This is a genomic window from Rhizobium sp. BR 317 (genome assembly GCF_047445835.1).
Lineage (GTDB): Bacteria > Pseudomonadota > Alphaproteobacteria > Rhizobiales > Rhizobiaceae > Rhizobium > Rhizobium paranaense.
Window position 1 is genome coordinate 409831 of sequence record NZ_JARWLB010000002.1, and the last position, 18371, is coordinate 428201.

At 59.7% G+C, this 18371-nt stretch carries 26 protein-coding genes and 1 tRNA gene; 5 read left to right on the forward strand and 22 right to left on the reverse strand.

Going from position 1 to position 18371, the window contains the following annotated elements:
- Nucleotides 1-18: 18 nt before the first annotated feature.
- The 12 genes from QD357_RS04560 to QD357_RS04615 form a co-directional block, all read right to left on the reverse strand.
- Complete coding sequence (locus tag QD357_RS04560) at nucleotides 19-420, reverse strand: hypothetical protein (protein ID WP_107108574.1); 402 nt, start codon at nucleotides 418-420, stop codon at nucleotides 19-21.
- A gap of 81 nt (nucleotides 421-501) precedes the next feature.
- A complete protein-coding gene (locus QD357_RS04565) occupies nucleotides 502-987 on the reverse strand; it encodes a hypothetical protein (RefSeq protein ID WP_107108575.1) in 486 nt (161 codons plus the stop codon).
- A gap of 3 nt (nucleotides 988-990) precedes the next feature.
- Nucleotides 991-1422 carry a phage tail terminator-like protein gene (locus QD357_RS04570; RefSeq protein ID WP_107108576.1) on the reverse strand — a complete coding sequence of 144 codons (432 nt, stop codon included), beginning with the start codon at nucleotides 1420-1422 and terminating at the stop codon, nucleotides 991-993.
- 36 nt (nucleotides 1423-1458) lie between these two features.
- A complete protein-coding gene (locus QD357_RS04575) occupies nucleotides 1459-1878 on the reverse strand; it encodes a hypothetical protein (RefSeq protein WP_107108577.1) in 420 nt (139 codons plus the stop codon).
- Nucleotides 1879-2127: 249 nt separating this feature from the next.
- A complete protein-coding gene (locus QD357_RS04580) occupies nucleotides 2128-2484 on the reverse strand; it encodes a hypothetical protein (protein WP_107108578.1) in 357 nt (118 codons plus the stop codon).
- The gene (locus QD357_RS04585) at nucleotides 2484-2981 is read right to left on the reverse strand and encodes a DnaT-like ssDNA-binding protein (protein WP_107108579.1); all 498 of its coding nucleotides are present in this window, start codon (nucleotides 2979-2981) and stop codon (nucleotides 2484-2486) included. Before QD357_RS04585 ends, QD357_RS04580 begins: the two co-directional genes overlap by 1 nt.
- A 69-nt stretch (nucleotides 2982-3050) precedes the next feature.
- Nucleotides 3051-4022 carry a DUF2184 domain-containing protein gene (locus tag QD357_RS04590; RefSeq protein ID WP_414124070.1) on the reverse strand — a complete coding sequence of 324 codons (972 nt, stop codon included), beginning with the start codon at nucleotides 4020-4022 and terminating at the stop codon, nucleotides 3051-3053.
- A 3-nt stretch (nucleotides 4023-4025) separates the two neighbouring features.
- Nucleotides 4026-4496, reverse strand: coding sequence for a DUF2190 family protein (locus tag QD357_RS04595; protein WP_107108581.1), 471 nt, complete (start codon nucleotides 4494-4496; stop codon nucleotides 4026-4028).
- Between the two features lie 27 nt (nucleotides 4497-4523).
- Nucleotides 4524-5639 (reverse strand): DUF2213 domain-containing protein, encoded by a 1116-nt coding sequence (locus QD357_RS04600; RefSeq protein ID WP_107108582.1) that lies wholly within the window; start codon nucleotides 5637-5639, stop codon nucleotides 4524-4526.
- Nucleotides 5640-5688: 49 nt separating this feature from the next.
- Nucleotides 5689-7089 (reverse strand): DUF1073 domain-containing protein, encoded by a 1401-nt coding sequence (locus tag QD357_RS04605; RefSeq protein WP_414124071.1) that lies wholly within the window; start codon nucleotides 7087-7089, stop codon nucleotides 5689-5691.
- A 46-nt stretch (nucleotides 7090-7135) separates the two neighbouring features.
- On the reverse strand, nucleotides 7136-8620 hold the full coding sequence (terL, locus tag QD357_RS04610; RefSeq protein ID WP_181316076.1) for a phage terminase large subunit: 1485 nt from the start codon (nucleotides 8618-8620) through the stop codon (nucleotides 7136-7138).
- The gene (locus QD357_RS04615; RefSeq protein ID WP_107108833.1) at nucleotides 8577-8924 is read right to left on the reverse strand and encodes a hypothetical protein; all 348 of its coding nucleotides are present in this window, start codon (nucleotides 8922-8924) and stop codon (nucleotides 8577-8579) included. Before QD357_RS04615 ends, terL begins: the two co-directional genes overlap by 44 nt.
- Before the next feature lie 292 nt (nucleotides 8925-9216).
- Between QD357_RS04615 and QD357_RS04620 the strand changes: the two genes are divergently transcribed.
- A complete protein-coding gene (locus QD357_RS04620; protein WP_107108584.1) occupies nucleotides 9217-9909 on the forward strand; it encodes a class I SAM-dependent methyltransferase in 693 nt (230 codons plus the stop codon).
- A gap of 53 nt (nucleotides 9910-9962) precedes the next feature.
- On the opposite strand, the gene QD357_RS04625 is transcribed toward QD357_RS04620, so the two are convergent.
- The 5 genes from QD357_RS04625 to QD357_RS04645 form a co-directional block, all read right to left on the reverse strand.
- Nucleotides 9963-10628, reverse strand: a complete 666-nt coding sequence (locus QD357_RS04625; protein ID WP_414124072.1) for a DUF6362 family protein — start codon at nucleotides 10626-10628, stop codon at nucleotides 9963-9965.
- The gene (locus tag QD357_RS04630) at nucleotides 10603-11019 is read right to left on the reverse strand and encodes a hypothetical protein (RefSeq protein WP_107108586.1); all 417 of its coding nucleotides are present in this window, start codon (nucleotides 11017-11019) and stop codon (nucleotides 10603-10605) included. Before QD357_RS04630 ends, QD357_RS04625 begins: the two co-directional genes overlap by 26 nt.
- A 55-nt stretch (nucleotides 11020-11074) precedes the next feature.
- The gene (locus QD357_RS04635; RefSeq protein ID WP_107108587.1) at nucleotides 11075-11365 is read right to left on the reverse strand and encodes a hypothetical protein; all 291 of its coding nucleotides are present in this window, start codon (nucleotides 11363-11365) and stop codon (nucleotides 11075-11077) included.
- Between the two features lie 88 nt (nucleotides 11366-11453).
- Entirely contained in the window at nucleotides 11454-11705 is a 252-nt protein-coding gene (locus QD357_RS04640; protein WP_107108588.1) for a hypothetical protein, read from the reverse strand.
- Nucleotides 11702-11896 (reverse strand): hypothetical protein, encoded by a 195-nt coding sequence (locus QD357_RS04645; RefSeq protein ID WP_181316077.1) that lies wholly within the window; start codon nucleotides 11894-11896, stop codon nucleotides 11702-11704. The genes QD357_RS04640 and QD357_RS04645 overlap by 4 nt, the downstream gene beginning before the upstream one ends.
- Nucleotides 11897-12054: 158 nt before the next feature.
- Here QD357_RS04645 and QD357_RS04650 point away from each other — a divergent pair, with 158 nt between their 5' ends.
- Nucleotides 12055-12846, forward strand: coding sequence for a S24 family peptidase (locus QD357_RS04650; protein WP_107108589.1), 792 nt, complete (start codon nucleotides 12055-12057; stop codon nucleotides 12844-12846).
- A 252-nt stretch (nucleotides 12847-13098) separates the two neighbouring features.
- Complete coding sequence (locus QD357_RS04655; protein ID WP_414124073.1) at nucleotides 13099-13854, forward strand: hypothetical protein; 756 nt, start codon at nucleotides 13099-13101, stop codon at nucleotides 13852-13854.
- An 80-nt stretch (nucleotides 13855-13934) separates the two neighbouring features.
- On the opposite strand, the gene QD357_RS04660 is transcribed toward QD357_RS04655, so the two are convergent.
- Together QD357_RS04660 and QD357_RS04665 are read right to left on the reverse strand one after the other, a co-directional pair.
- A complete protein-coding gene (locus QD357_RS04660; protein ID WP_414124094.1) occupies nucleotides 13935-14405 on the reverse strand; it encodes an MEKHLA domain-containing protein in 471 nt (156 codons plus the stop codon).
- A 755-nt stretch (nucleotides 14406-15160) separates the two neighbouring features.
- Nucleotides 15161-15236: transfer RNA gene (locus tag QD357_RS04665), tRNA-Ile, on the reverse strand.
- Between the two features lie 164 nt (nucleotides 15237-15400).
- Between QD357_RS04665 and QD357_RS04670 the strand changes: the two genes are divergently transcribed.
- Nucleotides 15401-16141 carry an SIMPL domain-containing protein gene (locus QD357_RS04670; protein WP_107108593.1) on the forward strand — a complete coding sequence of 247 codons (741 nt, stop codon included), beginning with the start codon at nucleotides 15401-15403 and terminating at the stop codon, nucleotides 16139-16141.
- A gap of 129 nt (nucleotides 16142-16270) precedes the next feature.
- On the opposite strand, the gene QD357_RS04675 is transcribed toward QD357_RS04670, so the two are convergent.
- From QD357_RS04675 to QD357_RS04685, 3 genes are all read right to left on the reverse strand, one after another.
- Complete coding sequence (locus tag QD357_RS04675; RefSeq protein WP_107108594.1) at nucleotides 16271-16609, reverse strand: hypothetical protein; 339 nt, start codon at nucleotides 16607-16609, stop codon at nucleotides 16271-16273.
- Nucleotides 16610-16921: 312 nt separating this feature from the next.
- Nucleotides 16922-17359 carry a secondary thiamine-phosphate synthase enzyme YjbQ gene (locus tag QD357_RS04680; RefSeq protein ID WP_107108836.1) on the reverse strand — a complete coding sequence of 146 codons (438 nt, stop codon included), beginning with the start codon at nucleotides 17357-17359 and terminating at the stop codon, nucleotides 16922-16924.
- 87 nt (nucleotides 17360-17446) lie between these two features.
- Nucleotides 17447-17800: a DUF1428 domain-containing protein gene (locus tag QD357_RS04685; protein WP_107108595.1), complete on the reverse strand. Its 354-nt coding sequence runs from the start codon at nucleotides 17798-17800 to the stop codon at nucleotides 17447-17449.
- Nucleotides 17801-17978: 178 nt separating this feature from the next.
- On the opposite strand from QD357_RS04685, the gene QD357_RS04690 reads away from it, so the two are divergent.
- The gene (locus tag QD357_RS04690; RefSeq protein ID WP_107108837.1) at nucleotides 17979-18371 is read left to right on the forward strand and encodes a GNAT family N-acetyltransferase; all 393 of its coding nucleotides are present in this window, start codon (nucleotides 17979-17981) and stop codon (nucleotides 18369-18371) included.

Genomic DNA, 18371 nt, shown 5'->3' on the forward strand with positions numbered 1-18371 from the left:
CATAGCGTGCGACGATCCTTACGGCTTCGGAGAGCCCTTCGGCAAGCTCTTCATAAAATTTGCGCGGTCCTCCGAGGCGCCGGCCACCTGATCATAGATCCAGCCGGCTTCCTCGACGACTTCGCGAGCCTTCTCGAAGGAGAGTGCCGGCTGCTCGCCCTTCCACTGCTGCTCGCCCCAGCTCCAGGAAGCGATGGCGGCGGCGGCCTTGTCGAGATATTCGGCCTCGACCTTGCTGGTCGTCAGCTTCTTCTTGCGGCTGGCAAGGAAACGGTCGCTATGCTGGCGAACGATCTTCTTCACCTCGTTGCTCTCGGCCGAGCGGATCATGAAGGAGATGCCGAGCGGCTCCTCGGTGGCCGGATGCAGGAGCCGCAGTTCGAAGAGATCTTCGGAATTGACGAGACTGGAGATATCCAAGGAAACACCTTATCGGTTGGGACATTTGAAAGTGGCCGCGCGCCGCAGGAGAGCGACGCGCAAGATTCCGTAAGATGGCGCTTACGGCGTAGTGACAGGATCGACGCGGATCGGAAGCTGGTTGAGCCCGATCTTGAACTTCTCCAGATCGAAATCGTCGGAGCCGCCGCCCGGATAGAGCGGGCCGGAAACGACGCCGCGCGAATAGAAGACCGTGTTGGTCTTGCCCTGCGGCGCGTCGTTGCGCTCGACCTTGATCGCCATGTTGTTGATATTAGGCGGATCGCCGAAGGTGCGCAGGATGATCTGGCCGGGATCATCGGCGATGGAGGCGACTTCGAGCTCCGGATCGCCGGCGTTGGAAACGCCCTTCTGCTTCTGCTGCACCGGCTCATCCAGCGTATTGTAATTGTTGATGGTGGAGTCGGAGCCGAAATCGCCGACCTTGCCGACCTTGCCCACCTGCACCCAGGTCAGCGCGGCATAGGCGCTGGCCGTGAGATCGCTATTCTGGGGCGTCTCGCATACGTAGACCTTGGAGCCCTTCTTGGTACTTTTATTCGCCATGGATCATCTCTCCGGTTCAAAGGCGGTGTAGGGAATGGTGACCGGTATCTGCACGCGGTCATCCTCTTGGATCGGGCCTGCGGCCCACGGCTCGCTACTGATCGTGATCTTCACGCCAGAGGCGAACAGCGTCTTGTTGTTGAAATGGTCGATGAGCCGGCCGGCGGCATCGAGCGGCTTGATCAGCCCGCCGCCGGCCTGCCAATAGACGGAAACCTGCAGAAGCCCGCGCTTCTGCTGCGGATCGTCGCCGAGCGTCACCTGCCGAGTGCGGTTGGGCAGGAAGCTGACGGCCAGATATTTATCCGGCTTAATTTGCCCTGCCGGCGGAAAGGCAATGCCCGGCTGCGCCACCGGCAGCGGCGGCGTAAAAGTCAGCGCCGCCAAGTGGTCCAGCAGCGCAGCCAGAATGAGTGCGTCCGTTCCCGTCGCCATGAATCCCGCCTGATTGTGAGTTGAAGGAGTTTTGCGTTACGCGGTCTCGCGCACGGCCTGCTCGACGGTGTCGGACCAGCGCTGGGCGGCAAGCCGCACCATGCCGGCGCCCGCCTTGCCGTCGACCCCATATTCGACAGCAGCCGCATAGGGCGCGGTAAACCCCATATAGATCCTGCCGCCTAACGGCACGCCGAGGATCGCCAGATTGACCGGCCCGGCATCGAAGCCGTAGCTGCCCGCAGGCGCTGTGTCGGAGGATTGCCCTGACCGCAAGACCGGTATCTCTGAAGCAGAGGCCTGGAACGAATGCACCAGCGCGCCGCTGTCATCCGGTGTGCCCTCGATAACGGCCTCAGCAAGCCGGGTCGCGGAGGTGTGAACAACATCCTCCATCCGCCGTTTGGTCTTTTCAACCCAGGCGGAAACGGCATCGGAGAAATTGGAAGAAGCCATCGTATCAGCCCTCTGAAATGATTCGGCTTTGGCGGCACGCGCTTACACCCGACGACGGAGTGCGCCGTTCGAAATCCAGCAAGGTCGAAGCGCCATAGCGCACGCGGATCGCGGAAACGCCACTTTCCCGGGCAGCCCTCTGCCTCCCCTGCCGCTCGCTCTCTGACAACGACATCAATCGGTCCAGCGCCAGGAGAAACCGGAAAACCAACCAAAGAACGAGCGCGGCGCGGAAGCGGGCAAAGGCGCTCACTGGCGCACCTGTAGCTGCCAGAGCACTGTAATCCCGCCCGGCGACAGCGGCAGCACATCGAAGATCGCATGCTCAACGCCGGCGATCAGCAATCTGTCCTCGAGCATCGGCGCAATCGAAAGCCCGGCCGTAGACAGATAGATCATCCTATCGCCGCGCTGGATCAGCGTATTGCTAATGTGCGCCTGCGTATAATCGAGATCGACCAGCACGCAGGCAAAATCCTGGCTCGTCTGGAAGGGATCGTAATCCGCACCTGAATTGGTGATGCGCCTAAGCAGAGCCTGCTGGCCGAATTTGGCGATCAGCCGCTCGGCCGTTGTGCGGGTTTTGGCATAGTCGAAAGCGGCCATCACACCACCAGGATGCCCGGCAGAACCGGACGCAAGAAGGGATAGAGCAGACCGTCGAGAATGGTCATAACCGGCCTTGCCGAAGAAATGATGTCGGCTGGCGAACCGGCCGCGACATATTCCGTCTCCAGCGGCCCGACCTTTTCGCGTTTGACGGTCTGCGCTGCAGTGACCACGGGGGTCAGGCTGCCAGGTTCGGCGAGCTCGACAGCGGCCGCCTCATAGGCAGCGTAAGTAATCGGCAACGGCACGACATCTTCGGGAACAGCCTCGCCATTGGCCGTCCTGGCCACCTTCCGCGGCCAGGACAGAGCCTGGTCATAACCACCAGCGCGAAGGCCGGGAAAACGCGACTCGTACAAGCCGTCCACGACCTGCGATCCGCGCACTAGGGCAGCCGTGCGCTCACTGTCTCCGGTGGCAGCCCAGGCTGCGTTGTCCCGATCGACAAAATAGGTATTGGCAGCATCGAGCGTGCCGTAGAAAGCTGCAGACATGAGAACTCCAGCGGTAAATGAGGCGGCGCAGCCCCTCTCCCCGCCGAGGCGGAGAGAGGGAAATCAAAGTCACGACGCAGCCGTGATCTCGTCGCCATAGGCCATCGCGGCCGGCAGGCGTACTTCCGTGCCGCCGGTGCGGGCGATGATGCCGGTTTCGAAGCTCATGATCGATTTCTGGCGTGGCTGCAGCACACGCCGCGGCATCGGCAGATGGAAGCGCAGGACTTCCGGATCGCGGCGATAGACGACCATGCGGCCACCGCCATCCTGGGATGCCGTCGCAAGCTCGCGCAGCGGCTGGATATCCAGCGGCTGGCCGGTCTCCGCCGTGTAGACATTGCCCTGACGCAAGAATTCCAGCACGGTGATATAGCCGTCGCCATCGGCAAGCCGCTTGGTGGCAATCAGGCGGAAGGCTTCCGGCGGCAGGCGCAGACTATCCACCCATTCCACTTCGCCGGTGCTTTCGCGCACGCCGCCGATGAGATCGTTGACATCGCGCAGGATCTGATCGGCCGTCTTGGCGGACCACAAGGTCGAAGAGCCCGTGCCATCCGCGGCAACATCGACGCGCGAGACATTGGGATCGTTGACAAAACCCGTCCAACCCTTTTCCGCGGAGCCGACCATGGCAACGGAGTTGAGCAGACGTTCGATCTTGTCCGCAGCAAAGATGGCGTTGGAGGCGTTGAGATCGAGATTGTAGAGCGCCGCCTGATTGACCTCCTCCAGATTCCATTCCCAGCCGGAGCCGACCATTGCGAAATCGTGACTGGCGCTGTCACGCGTCGATTGGTTGAAGGGCATATCCGTGCCGGCGCCGGAGAGGAACTTCGCTTCGCCCGCGCTATCGACGGTGAAGAAGGTCGTACCGGCAGCCCATTCGTTGCCCTCGGTGACGACAGGTACATGCAGGCCGTAATTGAGTGTGGGGTAGCGACGCTGATAGATGCGCGTCTCGATGTTGCGGCCCTGCGCAATGACGAAGGAATAGGCTGCCTGGGCATCGGCGAAATGCTGTCGAACGAACTGGTTCATGGATTAAGCGCTCCTGTGCTTGAGCGAGATTTCGACGATGTCACCATTGCCGCCGCTCGTATCGAAGAAACAATCGGGAATGGGACCGACGATGCCGGTGCCAGCGGCGTTGACATAGGCATTGGTGACCGGGTTGTAATAGACGGCGTCGCCGTCAGCGACCGCACCGCCCGCCCGCACATACATCTGGCCCGAGGTCAGAAAGGCGCCGGTGATGAACTGCGCATAGCCGTCCACCTGGGTCGCGCCGGGCAGCACGGTCGGCGTCAGCACAGCGATACCGAGAAACTTGCCACCTGCGGCATAGGGCGCAACGCCATGATCGGCGAGACCGCGCTGGGCCGGCTGGCCGAACTTGATACCGGCGGCATTTTCCACCGTACGGCTGATCTTGTTGGATTTTTCCTCCGAAGCGATCTGCCCGTGCAGGCCCTTCTGAGGAGCGTTTCCATAGGTGGTCTGATAAGTCGCCATTGAAGCGTCTCCTTTTCGTTGACCTGGTTAGATGGGATTGGCCGGCAGGTGAGCGGACCGCAGGTCACGCACCATGGCGGCATAGGCACTGAACGCCGCGGACATCGACGTCTGCTCGGTAGTAATGCCGTCCTTGACCACGGCCGCGAAAGGATCCGGCGTCTCACGGATGGCCTCGGCTAGCATGTCGAAACGAGCGTCGATATAGGCGTCCGATCTGCCCTCGACCGCCGCTTCGCCGACCTTGGCGAGGACGACCGCCTTGCGGATCGCCGTGTCGGAAAGACCTGCCGTTTTCACGTTGCCGACGATCGCCTTGGCAAGCCCGATGAGATCGGCGCGGGCCTCGGCTCGCCGTTCGATCTCAGCATCGGACAACAGCCCTGCCTTGACGGCATCGAGTTCGGCATCGCGAATGGCAATGGCCTTCTGGCTTGCGATGTCGGCGTCCGCGAGCCGTTGCTGCAACGTCGCAATAAGCTCCGCAGCCTGGTCGCTGACCTCGATGCCGACGCCATCGACGGTGATTGTCTTTGTGATCATCATTCCTTCCTTATTCAAATGGTGATCGGAATTGGAGCGTGGGGCTGCGAGAGGAGCGCAGCCCCACGGTGCTGCCACATCGCCGATGCGGACTTTCGATCCCGCACGGCCACGGCGCACAATGGCGATATGATTGATGCGAATATTCTTTTGGACGGCGTCATAGGCTTCGCCGGCAGGCGTCACGCCCGCGGTAAAGTCGAGATCGCAGACATAGCCGGCTGACAGCTCCTGCTTGCCGCTCTCGATGTCCTGAATGGCCGCCTCGTCACTGACCATGAGTGGCACGCGAATGAAGATGCCCTCGCCGGCGATCTCATCGCCGGTCTGGCCGACGGAGTAGGTCTTCCAGTTTGCCGACGTGACCATTTCCGGCGGATGCTCATTTGTCACCGGTCGGTGAGCAGCACTCTTCAGCGTATCCTGGGAAAAGACTTCCGCACCCGGCCGATAGACCCGCACGGTGCGCATTTCCGGCCTGCCGACCTCCGCACCGAGATAGTTCTGAATACCCGTGCGAGCGATCCGGGCGTCGGCGACAAGATAGCCGTCGCCAGTCCGCCGCGTTCCCGCGACGGTGACAATGTCTGTAAAATTCATGATTGGATGTCCCTTGGTCGGAATCGACTTTGGCAGATGGTTCCGCCGCCTATGACAAGGCGGGGTTCGCTGCGGAGGCGGCAGATGCCGGGCTTTGTTCCTGGCTCTGACGTGTGGTTTCTTCGGATATGCCTTCTTGCAGACCCCCGCCAAAAGCCTCGATCGCCGCCTCCAGTCCCGGCAGCGACCCGTCCTCGACAAAGGTGTTCACCAGTGCCTCCGACAATGCTTGCCGCGGGATGATTTCTTGACCGGAAGACGAACCAAACAAGGCCCGCGCGGCATCGGCCTTAGTCTTGAAAATCTCGGCCTTCTCCTTCTCGCTCATCTGCTCCAACGGCGCCCAAGTAGCGTAGATCTCGGGATMGCGGGCGCCCGTAGCGGAGCGAATAAGGCATTCGTCCAGTCGTGACATGGCGGGTGTGAAATCGAGCTCCTGAATCGCCTGGATGCGATCGTGATAGTTCTTCATGTCGCCATCGCCGGTCGCGTTGAGACCGGCGGGAGATTGGCCAAGCAGGCGCGTGACCGGAATATCGGCGGCACCGGAGACGATCTGCATGAAAGCCATGAGGATGTCCGTCAGTCCCGCCAGCGGCGCGCTCTTGCTATCGTACTCTTCCTCACTGTCGAGGATCAGCGTCCCGTTGACGCCCTTGATGGTGTTGGCCAGCGTATAGCGGCGCAGTACAGCATCCTCGTAAGCCTGATTGCCGATATTGGCCGAGAATTGCGGTACCTTGATAATGTCGATCTTCGCCTCGAAAATGAGACTGGCGATGTTGGCCGCCGTGCTGTCGGCATTCTTGATGGCATCGAAGGTCGCCGTGAGCACGCTCTCGCCCCAGCCATGACCGGCCTGCCCCAGTGTGCCACCAAAATCCTCGTCCGGCGCCATGGCGCCGTTGAAGATCACCAGTCTCGACGGGTGGATGGCAACCTGCGATCCGTTCGCGCCCATCAGTGTGTAGAATTTCGGACTGCCATACCATTCCGACGTCGGGTCGCGCTCGATCTCCCCCGCGGCAAGTTGACGACGTGTCAATACGGTCAGATGCTTCAGCCCGCCCTTGCCGACGCGCTCTGCATCGAGCGGCTGCGAAGGATCTGCGTCGCCGGTGCCGATGAACAAAGCAGCGCCACCGAAGAGCCGCCCTTTCTTAGCGGCTTCCAGAACTTTGCCGCGCAGGTTCAACCGGCGCTCCTCGGCCTCGATCGCCCCGATCTGATCACTCTCGGCCTGCCAGTTGCGCCATTTGCGGCAACTGTCCAGGGCCGGGATATCGACGATCTTGCGCGGCAGCCACGAACCGCGATAGGCGGCAATAATCTGTTCGTCGGTCAGGATCGGCTGGGCATAGAAGACCGATGCCGCCTTGTCGCGCTCCGTCCCCATGCGAGACGCAAGGTTCATCAGCCCATCGCGAACCATCGAGAGTACGTGTCCCATGGATTATCCTTTGGCATCTATGTGAAGGAGAGACCCTTGCAGGGCCTTAGAAATTCTTGAAGCTGAAGGAGGAGCCTAAGGCCAGCTCGTTCAGCGCGTCGGCCAAGGCATCCACCTGATCGTCGAACTGCGCATTCGGAAAGGCGCAGACCTCATCGAGAAATGCCTCGTTCCAATCGCCACGCAACAATTTGACATTTCCAGCCTCCGCCTGCGCAGAAGCCGGCTTGGCGCGCGTCGCCTTGTCACCAGTGATAGACATGACCTTAATGGGAAAGCCGGCAAGCAACTTGATCTTCGTCTCCGCATCGGCTTTGCCGGCGGCGCCAGGGTCCTGTGGCATGCGGATCATCACCGCCGGCCCATCCTGCGTCGCCATGTTCTTCAGATTGCGCTCGACCTCTGCCGGCGACCAGCGGCCACGGGTGACAGTCTCCACATAGAAGATGCCGTTGGCTTGCGCCATGCGCAGGCCGACAGTCCAATCCGGCTGGCGACCGGGACGCTCCTTCGAGGCCGCAAAATCCCAGGCGCGGCAACGCTTCGCGCCCGCCGGTACGGCATCGACGATTTCGAAATCGCCACGCTGAAACAAACCGCCCGAGCGTGGCGACGGCCGCTGCTGAAACTGGCCGGCGACAGCATAGGAGCCGAGCGGTACCTTGTCCCGCTCGACCACCGAACGCGGAAACCGCTCGGGAAAGAGCAATTCGCCCTCCTCCGTCCGCGGATCTTCGAAACCGATCGACGTTCGGCATCGGCGCTCCGGCTCGAATTCCATCGGCAGCATCAGATGCTCATAACCGAGCCCAAGCGCCAGGATCGCGCCCGAGACATCCGCCTCGTGCAGCCGCTGCATGATCACGACAATCGCCGAGCGCTGCGGGTCGTTGAGCCGCGTCGGCACGGATTCGCGGAAGGTGCGGATGGTCGACAGCCGCTCCGCTTCGGATTCCGCGCCATCGACCGAATGCGGATCGTCGATGATCACCCGATCGCCGCGCCCACCGGTCAGTCTTGAAAATGGCACACCCTGGCGAAAGCCGGTGTGCGTATTGGCAAAGGCCATTTCGCCCGTCCGCGTCAGCTTCACCCGGTCGCCCCAAAGCGTCTGATACCATTCCGAGGCGACGAGATCGCGCATGCGCCTATTGTCGCGTTTGGCATAATGTTCCGAATAGGACGAGCCGAGATAGCGCATCTCCGGCATGTTCTTCGGCCCCCATTCCCAAGCCGGCCAGAAAACACCGCAGAGCAGCGACTTCATCGTGCCTGGCGGCACATTGATCAGCAATCGCGTGATCTCGCCAGATGTCACCGACTCGAGATGTCGGCAGATGGCATCGATATGCCAACCATAGACATAGTCGACGGAAGGCTCGACGACATGCCAGGCTTCGCGGACGAAACCGACAAGCGACTGACAGCGCGCCCGAATACCCTCGGCGTTCTCGGCAATCTGCCGGGCTAGTTCCGTCCGCTCCGCCTCAGCCTTCCGTCTCGTCCGCTCCTCGCGTATCGCGGCCATCATCGCCGCCGGGTCCGGCAAGCGGACCGAAGAGGGATTCAAGTGTCGCAAGCTGCTCATCCGTGGCGTTGGTTAAGTCGATCGTGAAACTCTGGCCGCCCTTGGCGCCGCTGCTCTGGCGTTCACTCGGTTTCTGATGAACATAGGATGCGGCGATCTTCGCCATTTCATCCCGCCGTTTCTGATCCGCCTCGTCATCGCGCATGACCTTCAGCATATAGTCGAGCGGCGTATCGCCGGCAGACGCGGTTTTTCGCGGGCGCGCACGCGGCTTGCGCGGCACGACAGGCTTGTCGGCAGTGGACATGCTTTGGAATTCCGATGGAACGTTGAAAGGAAACTCGCGGCTGACAACGGAGCCGCTTGCGGTCAACAGTGCGTCGCTGCAACTGTTCTCATCATGCCAAAATCAATACCCTAATTCGGCGCAGTTGGCGACACCCTTGATCGATAAGACGGCTGCAAGGATTGCGAAATCTTTGATCGCGTCACAGATAATCACTTGAAATTACACTAAGATATCGCACTCTGTCGTCCGACGATCAGAGCAAGATTGCTCCCCTTTTTCCTTCAAAAGGCTTCTGCGCCAGACAAAGCGAATGACCAACAAGCAAGATCATAATCATGCGAAGATCGCCGCGGCACGGGATTTCATTTCTGCCAATCTCCCCATCGTACCCGTCCCTTCAATTCCAGAGATTCGCTTGCACAAGGCCGGACCGCAAAGCGGCTTGTGGCGGCTTGCCGAGCAGGATCAGGAGTTTGGTTCACCCTATTGGGCGCATCATTGGGGTGGAGGATTGGTGCTGGCGCGATATCTTCTCGACCGACCTGACGCCGTCGCCGGCCGCCGCGTACTCGACCTCGGCGCCGGATCCGGCATTGTCGGCATTGCAGCGGCAAAGGCGGGTGCGGCGGAGGTAATCGCGGCCGACGTCGATCCCTATGCTATCGCTGCGACAGGGCTGAATGCCGCCATCAATGGGATGACGGTTCTGCCTGTTCTCACCGATCTGACGACAGGCGAGCCTCCCGCCACGGACATTATCTGCGTCGGCGATCTCTTCTATGAAGCCGCGCTTGCCGAGCGTGTTACCTCATTTCTTGACCCTTGCCTGGCAAGAGGCATCAAGGTCCTGATCGGCGATCCCTGGCGTGCCTATCTGCCGCAGTCGCGGCTGCGGTTGCTGGCGGAATATGCTGTGCCGGATTTTGGCACCACCACCAGCTCGAGGCCGAGCGGGGTCTTTGCATTTGAAACGCAAAACGCCCCGGCAAAGCCGAGGCGATGAAGATCAATCTTGACGACGAAAGCCCTGGGGTTGAATCAGGGCCGATAGCGAACTTAAGCTTTCATCTTCGCACGCCGCCGGTTCTCTCGTTCCAGCCGTTTCGCCAGCGCCGCCAGTTCCGGGCTGGCCGCATCGAAGACCGGCTTTGAATCGTCCGGCAGCCAATGCATCTCGTACTTGACGGGCGGAGTTTTCACGCGCTCAAAACTCCCTGCCGAATTCGGCATCATCGGGGATATGCGTGACCAATCAGGCTCCTGTAGCGACGACGAAATCGCGAGCAGCGTATTGGCGACACTTTGAAATTCGCTCTGAATGCGCCGTTCCGCCGTTCGCCTCACCCGCCCAGTCTTCCCGCAGAAATCGCGGAAGGAACCGACAATATGAGGCGCAGCAAGGCAGACCGACCATCGGGAAAGCAGGATGCGACGTTCCTGATCCCTGACATGGGTCAGCAGCCAGTCCTGCAGCACCTCTTCGGCGCGGCTGATAGCCGCTGCATTCGGACGATAACGGATGCGGGTATCGGCGTGGTCAGTCGGTTCGGGAAGAACATCCGGCCAAAGCGTGCGCACCCGATCCGGGCGGACGCCGCGCACGTCGAGATGAATCATCGTATCGGCAGCCTCGACGAAGCGGGCACGAACGACGAGGCTTAGATCGGCGATCTCGGCCGCACGCTCGGAAAGATCGTCAAACTGCAAGGCGCTGTGGTGCATCAAGTCGCTTCTCCAATTCCCGATAGATCAAAATCCGAAGTGTGGCGCGCACCGGCCATGGACGCCGCGCCACTGCGTCGGCGCGCAAAGCGCCAAGCGCGATATCGTCGAAGGCGGCAAGCAGATCACCCGGTCGGTGCAGCGCCCAATCCTGGCGCTGTACAAGGATGTCGGAAACGGCTCCGATCGTGTCCGACCATAGTTCATCGCGGTTGTTGCCGGTCTGGCGAATACAGCGCAATACGAAGACCAGATGCCCATCGCCGTACTGCCCTCGAATTTCCTGCATCGTGCCGCGGGCGTGGCTTTGTGCCGGCGCACGGCGGCGATGGACGGGCACGAGCTTGATGCCGAGGCCGTCAAGAAGAGTGTCGAGCCTGCCTTTGCTCATGAAGATATCGCCTCCCCTCCAAAAAAATTGAATGCAATCAATGGCAATCGCTTGGTCACGCTACCTTCCCGTTTGCCGCGCCGGCGTCGGCAAAGGGATGCCTCGGCTTGAACAGGGCTTCCGCCTTTGACATCCTCTCCACCCTCGCCCCATCGCGCAGCATCGGCGTGTTGAGATAGGCAACCATCGCCTCGCCGGCTGCCGCCTTGGCCGCATCCTGGGTCGGGAAGACGATGGGCTCGCCGCGATGATCCCTAAGGACTTCGTTCGTGGCGCGGTGGACCTTGCGTATCCAGCCGAGGTGACCGCAGGCGACAGCTTCAGTACCGATTTGAAATTCATTCATGGAAACCTCCTCTGGCGCATCGGCCAGGTCTTTCGAATTAAGTTTTGAAAGTGGTCCAAATGCCTGGCAGCAGGCGGTTCGCGCTGTATCAGCGGGTGCGGAATCTCGAGCGCAATCCGAATGGCCAAAGTCCTCGACGTCCAACCGGATTGGTCTCTGGCTGAAGCTCATCCTTGATCATCTGGAAATGGATCAGATCCCCCTCCGGCGCGCCGCTGGCATCATCCTCCGGACCGGCAAGCCTCGAAGATGAAATGATTGGCTCCAGAGCGGCAAGAACGCAGAGGAAGAAAAGTGCGGCGCCGAGACAGGCAAGAAGACCTTGAATCATCTCGCTCATACCGTCTTCTCCATACCGGGCTCGCTCCCGACCGAACCGGGATCGGATATCTCCGTTGGCTCGACATGCTCATCGCAAGTCTCACAATGCCGCTCGATCACCTCCCCGATCGACAGCGCCCTGCCACAGCCGGGGCAGCCCCAGAAGAAGTCGAAATAACCCACCTTTATGCCCTTCATAGTCGAGATCATACGATCACCCCCAAAATCATCCTTCGCCGGACGCCGTTCGCCTCAGCACTTCGGCCTACAGCGAATTTCGTCGCCGGCATCTTGATGCACACAAAATATGTTGTTATTAATGTCGATGTCAACATGATTTATGTTAATTATTTTGCGAGTGTTGGATCATGCAGAAATCCATGGGCGAACGACTGAAGGCGGCGCGCGAAGCCGCAAACTATCCCTCGGCGACGAAGGCGGCGGAGGCACTCGGCATTGGCCTGTCCACCTACCGAGCGCACGAAAACGGCCAGAACGAATTCGGTCCTGAGATCGCCGACCGCTATGCCAAGAAGTTCGGCACTACCGCTGGTTATCTCCTGACCGGCGAAGGGCCAAGGAAGGTGGAGCGACCGGGGCCACGCATGGTGGTCACCTCCTTCGATCCCGATGAACAGTACAATGAAGGGTTTGCCGAAGGCGGCGAAGACCTGAGCTACAGTCGGGAACATTGGCAGCCGAAGATCGAAGGCGCGACGCCGGAGGTGGACGTCAAACTCGGCGCCGGCAGCGGCATCGTCGGCGAAGTCATCAACCTGCCGGTCGGCGCAGGCAATGTCGCCGGCCACAAGATCGTGGCGGAATGGCTGATTCCCTCGGGCTATTTGCGCAACGAAGCAAAGGCATCACCGAACCATACCATCATCATGGAAGTGATCGGCGATTCCATGCAGCCCACCTACATGCCCGGCGATCGCGTCGTCGTCGATCTCTCGCAGAACCAGATGGCGACCGATACGGTCTATGCCATCAGCGACGGCTATTCCGAACCGCAGATCAAACGCCTCCAGCGCGTTCCCTTCACCCAGCCCAGCCAAGTGAAGATCATCTCCGACAACCCTGCGCTGGAGACCTTTACGGTTGAATTGGCGCGGCTGACGATCATCGGGCGCATCTGCGGGCATATTGCCAGGAAGTAAGCGCCCCCTCGTCTTAAGCCTCATCAACCGTCCAGCCCAGCCTGACCGATTCCGGCCGGTCACTTCAACTCAAGCCAGTTAAACATCTTTCGTGTTTTTCTGCAATTATAAGACACAAATTATGTTGACACATATCGTGCCATATGACAGCTTGCCTTTCGTGAGCCGATCGGCCGAAACGGAATGAGCCCAGGCAAGTCCAGAAGATCTTGCGTGAAGTCAGCGAAACCGGATCGGCGGTCGGATGAACAGATGGTGCATCTCTCGGGTGCAGAAAGGGAAGACGCCACGCATGCCTTCGAGATCCGATGTCATGACTACCGCCTGGACGCTCTATCGCCGCGACACGCGGTTGCTCCGGCCTTCGACTGCGGCCGCCCGGCGCAGATGGTTTGCCCGCTCGCTTTCGACGGCTTGGACATGGGCACGCCAACAAGCAACCGATGCGACCAAAACCGAAGATCAGAACCGCGCCGAGCGAATTGCAGGCTTGAGACTGGAACTGTTGCGCATCGACGCCCGGCCTTTTGGAATGTCGATTGCGAAGGATCGGGCAATGCTGGCGGAAGAGATCCATCATCTGTCAGCAAAATCGTGTTCGTCGGTTGCACAAATGGCCGCCTGATGATGCCTGCTGATGTTTTCTCCTGTGAATATTCATTCGACGAACTCACCATTAACCTCTGCGATCGTTGGGAGACGGGCCTGCTTCTCTACGGCCGCGCCGAATTGACATCGGCAGGGGATGGTTATGACGGTGAGTTTTATGTCTCGGCGATCCGATTGGATGGCGGTGCGCGCCTGGCACGGCCACATCCGCTCGGCAACGCAGGCGGCTTCGAGGCCGAACTGTTCCGCCGCATCGCTGCCGTGATCGAAAACGACAAGACGCTCGCTGGCCGTCAGGCCGCCGAGCTGTTCGCCATCGAGTACGGACAGTCTACGGAGACCGATTACGATATATTTCGCAAAATTGAGCAGGAGAGGATATTGGAGCCGGTGGCTTGATATCCTGCCGACGTCCCTTGAAGAAGAGTGCGGAATTACGGCCTGAACTTCCGTTAGTGCGCGACGGGGAATCTGTTGGCCTACACGTTTTTCCATTTCGAAAACGTCGCCGCCTGCCCCCGCCGATTTCCCTCGCGGTCGATGAGTTGCCAGACAATGCCGTCTTCCATCCAGAAGCGCCGTCCCKACTTCGTGATCCGCAACCCGCGATACCCCGAAATGAAACCGTCCCGCGTAACCGCATCCAACAATTGCTGACGCTCGGCCCGGTTGGGCAGCTCCGCCGAAAGACGCGACGGCAAAGTGATGAACTCATCCCAGGGATATTCGAAACAAGCCTGGCCAGCTTTATTCGCATAAATAAAACGCGGATCGGCGTCGGTATTATGCGCCACGACCACGAAGGGGGCTTCATTGTAAAGCCAGCTCGGCCCCAGCCCCTCGCCGATGAGAGGCGCCCCGACGATACGCGCATAACTTCCGGTGAGTAGATCGAAGAACTCAGGATCGACCGACAAATCGGCGGCATTGTGTTCTGGGCTAACGGCCATGGATATCTTTCCTGTTGAGCACATCCGGCTTTTCTTTAGGCCGGATGTGCGGGAAACCAAACAGGAAATCTCGCTGATACCTGTGACTTGGCCTGGTGCATAGGTTCAAAAGATGGTGAGCCCGAAGGCAAACCATAACCAGCGAAAATCAATGATTTAGACGAAAGCGGGACCGGAAAACCTTCCGCAGATAATCTCGACCGCCCGCTTGACTATTGATAGTCGTCGTCTCGCGACGAGGACCGCCGCCCTTCAAGCCTATCCAGAATTTGGTTTAGCTCGTCCGCACATGCCTTCATCGGTTCATCTTCGGCACATTTGATATCTATTTTAACGTCGCCGCTCTCGATGCGAAAACGAGCGGCCTTGGACATCATCGGACGATGCCCCATCATGCCCCTATGCCAATCGCCCCTCATCGCGTCGTCATCGGGCCGGCGCTGCCCCATTGTTGGCGGTTGCGGCGAGTTTGCTGGCGGTGCAGTTTCGCTCTGGGTCGGCTGTTGAGCTGGCTGCTGGGCCGGCTGTGTCGGCGTCGCTGTGTTCGGCGCCTGTTGGGCGAAACCGACGCCAGCCGAAAACAATACCGTCAGCGCAGCGATAGATAGGATCGTTCTCATTCCGTGGTCCTCCTCTAGACTGTGTGAAGAACACGCGAACTGGAGGATGGTTGCCGGGATGTACGAAAATTTGAAGTCACGTAGCCTAGGGGCTCCGAAAAGCACCATTGGTAGCTGCAGCCAGAAGAAAAAAGATGGTGGGCCCGGAGGGACTCGAACCCCCAACCAAGCGGTTATGAGCCGCCGGCTCTAACCATTGAGCTACAGGCCCGGCACGAGTAAAAATGATCGTGCATACAGCACCGGAGCAATGGTTCCCCGGAAGCCGACTTGGCTCTAGCCCAATTCGTCTTTCCCCACAAGGGACTGCCGCAATACCTTCACAATCAATCCGCAAAAGCGAACCTCAAGGAAACACCAACCAAGGAATGAGCCATGCCCCTGACGAAAACCAGAGATTTTATTTTTGCCGCTTTTCTCGGCACGACTCTTCTCGTGCCTGCCACCCATAGTTTCGCCGAGGATGCGAGACCGCGCGAGGCGACCATCACGGTCACCGGCGAGGGGCATTCCGCAATCGCGCCGGATATGGCCGTTGTCACGCTCTCGGTCGTCAAACAGGCAAAAGCTGCCCAGGACGCGCTCGATCAGAACAACAAGGCAATGGGCGCGGTGCTGGCGACGCTGAAGGACAGAGGCATTGCGGAGCGCGATCTTCAGACTTCGGGCTTCTCGATCCAGCCGCAATATGTCTATCAGAACGATAAGAACGGCCAGTCCCTGCCGCCGACGCTGACCGGCTATCAGGTGATCAACGGGCTGACGGTGCGCGTGCGGGATCTCTCCAAGCTCGGCGCCCTCCTCGATCAGGCCGTCAATCTCGGCATCAACCAGGGCGGCGATATTCAGTTTACCAACGACAAGCCGGATGCGGCGCTGGAAGAGGCCCGGAAGAACGCCGTGGCCGATGCGGCGGCKAAAGCAAAAACCTTGACCGATGCGGCGGGCGTCAAGCTCGGCCACGTCCTTGCGATCAACGAGGGCGCCATCGTCATGCCGCCGCAGCCACTTATGCGTCAATCCATGGCGATGGCTGCCGAGAAGGCGGTGCCGGTGGCGAGCGGCGAAAACACCTATAACGCCTCGGTCAGCATCACCTACTCAATCCAGCAATAGCTTCAAAACAAAACCGCCCTTCGCTCAGGTCCTAGGGGACCGAACAAAGGGCGGTTTCATGGCCCCCGCCGATAAAAGCGAAAGCGTCAAGCGGTGGTCGTTGGACGCAACTAGGCGTCCGTAGTGATATCAGCGGCCGATCAACGGGCAGCCGCGAACATTGGCGAACATCATCGTGTCCGGGCCACGGCGGCCAAAACCATCGACGATGACGCGGCGCGGCGTTACGTCGACCACGCGAGCGCGGTGCAGGCCGTAGCTACGGGCAACATCCATGGCTTCGCGCGGGTCACAGCCACGGCGCTCGTAGCGCGGCGGCGGGATATCGTAATCCGGCGGTGGCGGCCGGTGCCGGCCCGGGCCGATATAGATGTCGACGCCCTGGGCGGCAGCATATCCCGTAGTCCCCGACAGCGCGGTAACGGTGATCGCGGCAGCGATCCCCAACTTTGCCAGCAATTGTTTCATTTATCCTCCATAGAGCAAATGGCTTTCCCTCATGTGCTTGCCGCCGCTCCTGAGGGAATATCTTGGGAGTAACGGCATGATACTGAACAAGTTCAGAATCAACCGTTCATGCGCTATTCAGGTACAATGAAAGCAAAAGCGAGGCCAGTGGCCGAGTCGCCGCACAGCAGAAAATAACAGCCGCCCTCTTTCATGAGGACGACTCTCCTAATCTTTGAAACAGCGCTGCGGCTGTCCGCCATCAACCGCGAATCACCCATTCAGATTGCATTCAGCACAAATTACGATCGGCTTACGGGAATTTTCGCAGCGTCAGGCAGAAAGATGCAGCACGATTTCGCGTCGGTGCGGACGGTCGCGATGCTCGAAAAGATAGATGCCCTGCCATGTGCCAAGCGCCAGACGACCGCGCGTCACAGGGATGCCGACCGACACCTGCGTCAGCGCCGTCTTGATATGCGCCGGCATATCGTCGGGCCCTTCCGTCGTATGTACGATCCACCGCATTGAAGGGTCGGAAGACGGCGGCACGAGCCGGCGGAAGAAAGCATTGAGATCTGTCTGCACGTCAGGATCGGCATTCTCCTGAATAAGGAGGGAACAGGAGGTGTGACGGACGAAGACGGTCAACAGACCGTCACTGGATGCCGAGCCTGCCGAAGTTGCCGCGCGGACGAATTCCGCCGCCTGGCCCGTGAACTCGTAAAGTCCCTGGCCATGGGTCGACAGGGTGATGACGGTCTGCGGCATGGCATCTCCGGTAGTGATCGCAGCGATGCGCTTGAGGTCGGCCGCAGCGGTCGGAAAGTCAAGCCCGGCCGCCGGGATCAAGAGAGATTAGAGCTGCAGAAAAATATCGAAGCCGCCATAGATCATGCGCTTGCCATCAAAAGGCATATTCGCCATCTCATCCCTCAGCCGCGGATCGGCTATGACCTTTTCCATCACAGTGTCGCGATGCTGGCGAGATTCATAGGTGATCCAGGAAAAGATCACGATCTCGTCTTCCTTGGCCATAACGGAACGGGGAAAGGATGTCAGCTCGCCATAGGGCACGTCGTCCCCAACGGACTCCACGTAGCTCAGCGCTCCGTATTCCTTCCAGACATCGCCGGACTTCCGCGCCAATGTCTTGTAGAGCTCGATCTTGTCTTTCGGAACGGCGATAACAAACCCATCCACATAGGGCATGGCAATCTCCTCTGTTCTGTTTCCACCCCCAAAGACGATTGACTATAGCGCGATCCGACATGGGATGCACTTTCCCATTGCAATTACTCGGATATCGCTTGCCTTATGAGCCCGTTACGGTCGTTCTCCCTGCGGATAAGCTTGGCATTGAAGTTTCATCAATAACGAGAGGATGGTCATGACGATCGAATTCAGGATCGATCCCTATCCTGACAACAACGCACTCAACGCCTTGTGGGCGACGGCTTGGAACGAAGTCGCCGTGCGCGATTTCTCATCGGTTCTGTCGAGAAGCCTCGCCCATATGGGCGCTTTCGACGGAGCGCGCCTGGTAGGATTCGTCAACGTAGCCTCAGATGGTGGCATACACGCCTTTATCCTCGACACCTGCGTCGCCCCGGAATTCCGTCGACAGGGAATAGCGACCAGGCTTGTCGAAATGGCAACGAATGTTGCGCGCGAACGCGGCGCGGAATGGCTACATGTCGATTTCGAACCGCATCTCACCGACCTCTATCGGAGGCTGGGCTTTGCAGCGACGGAGGCCGGCTTGATCAGGCTACGCGATTGA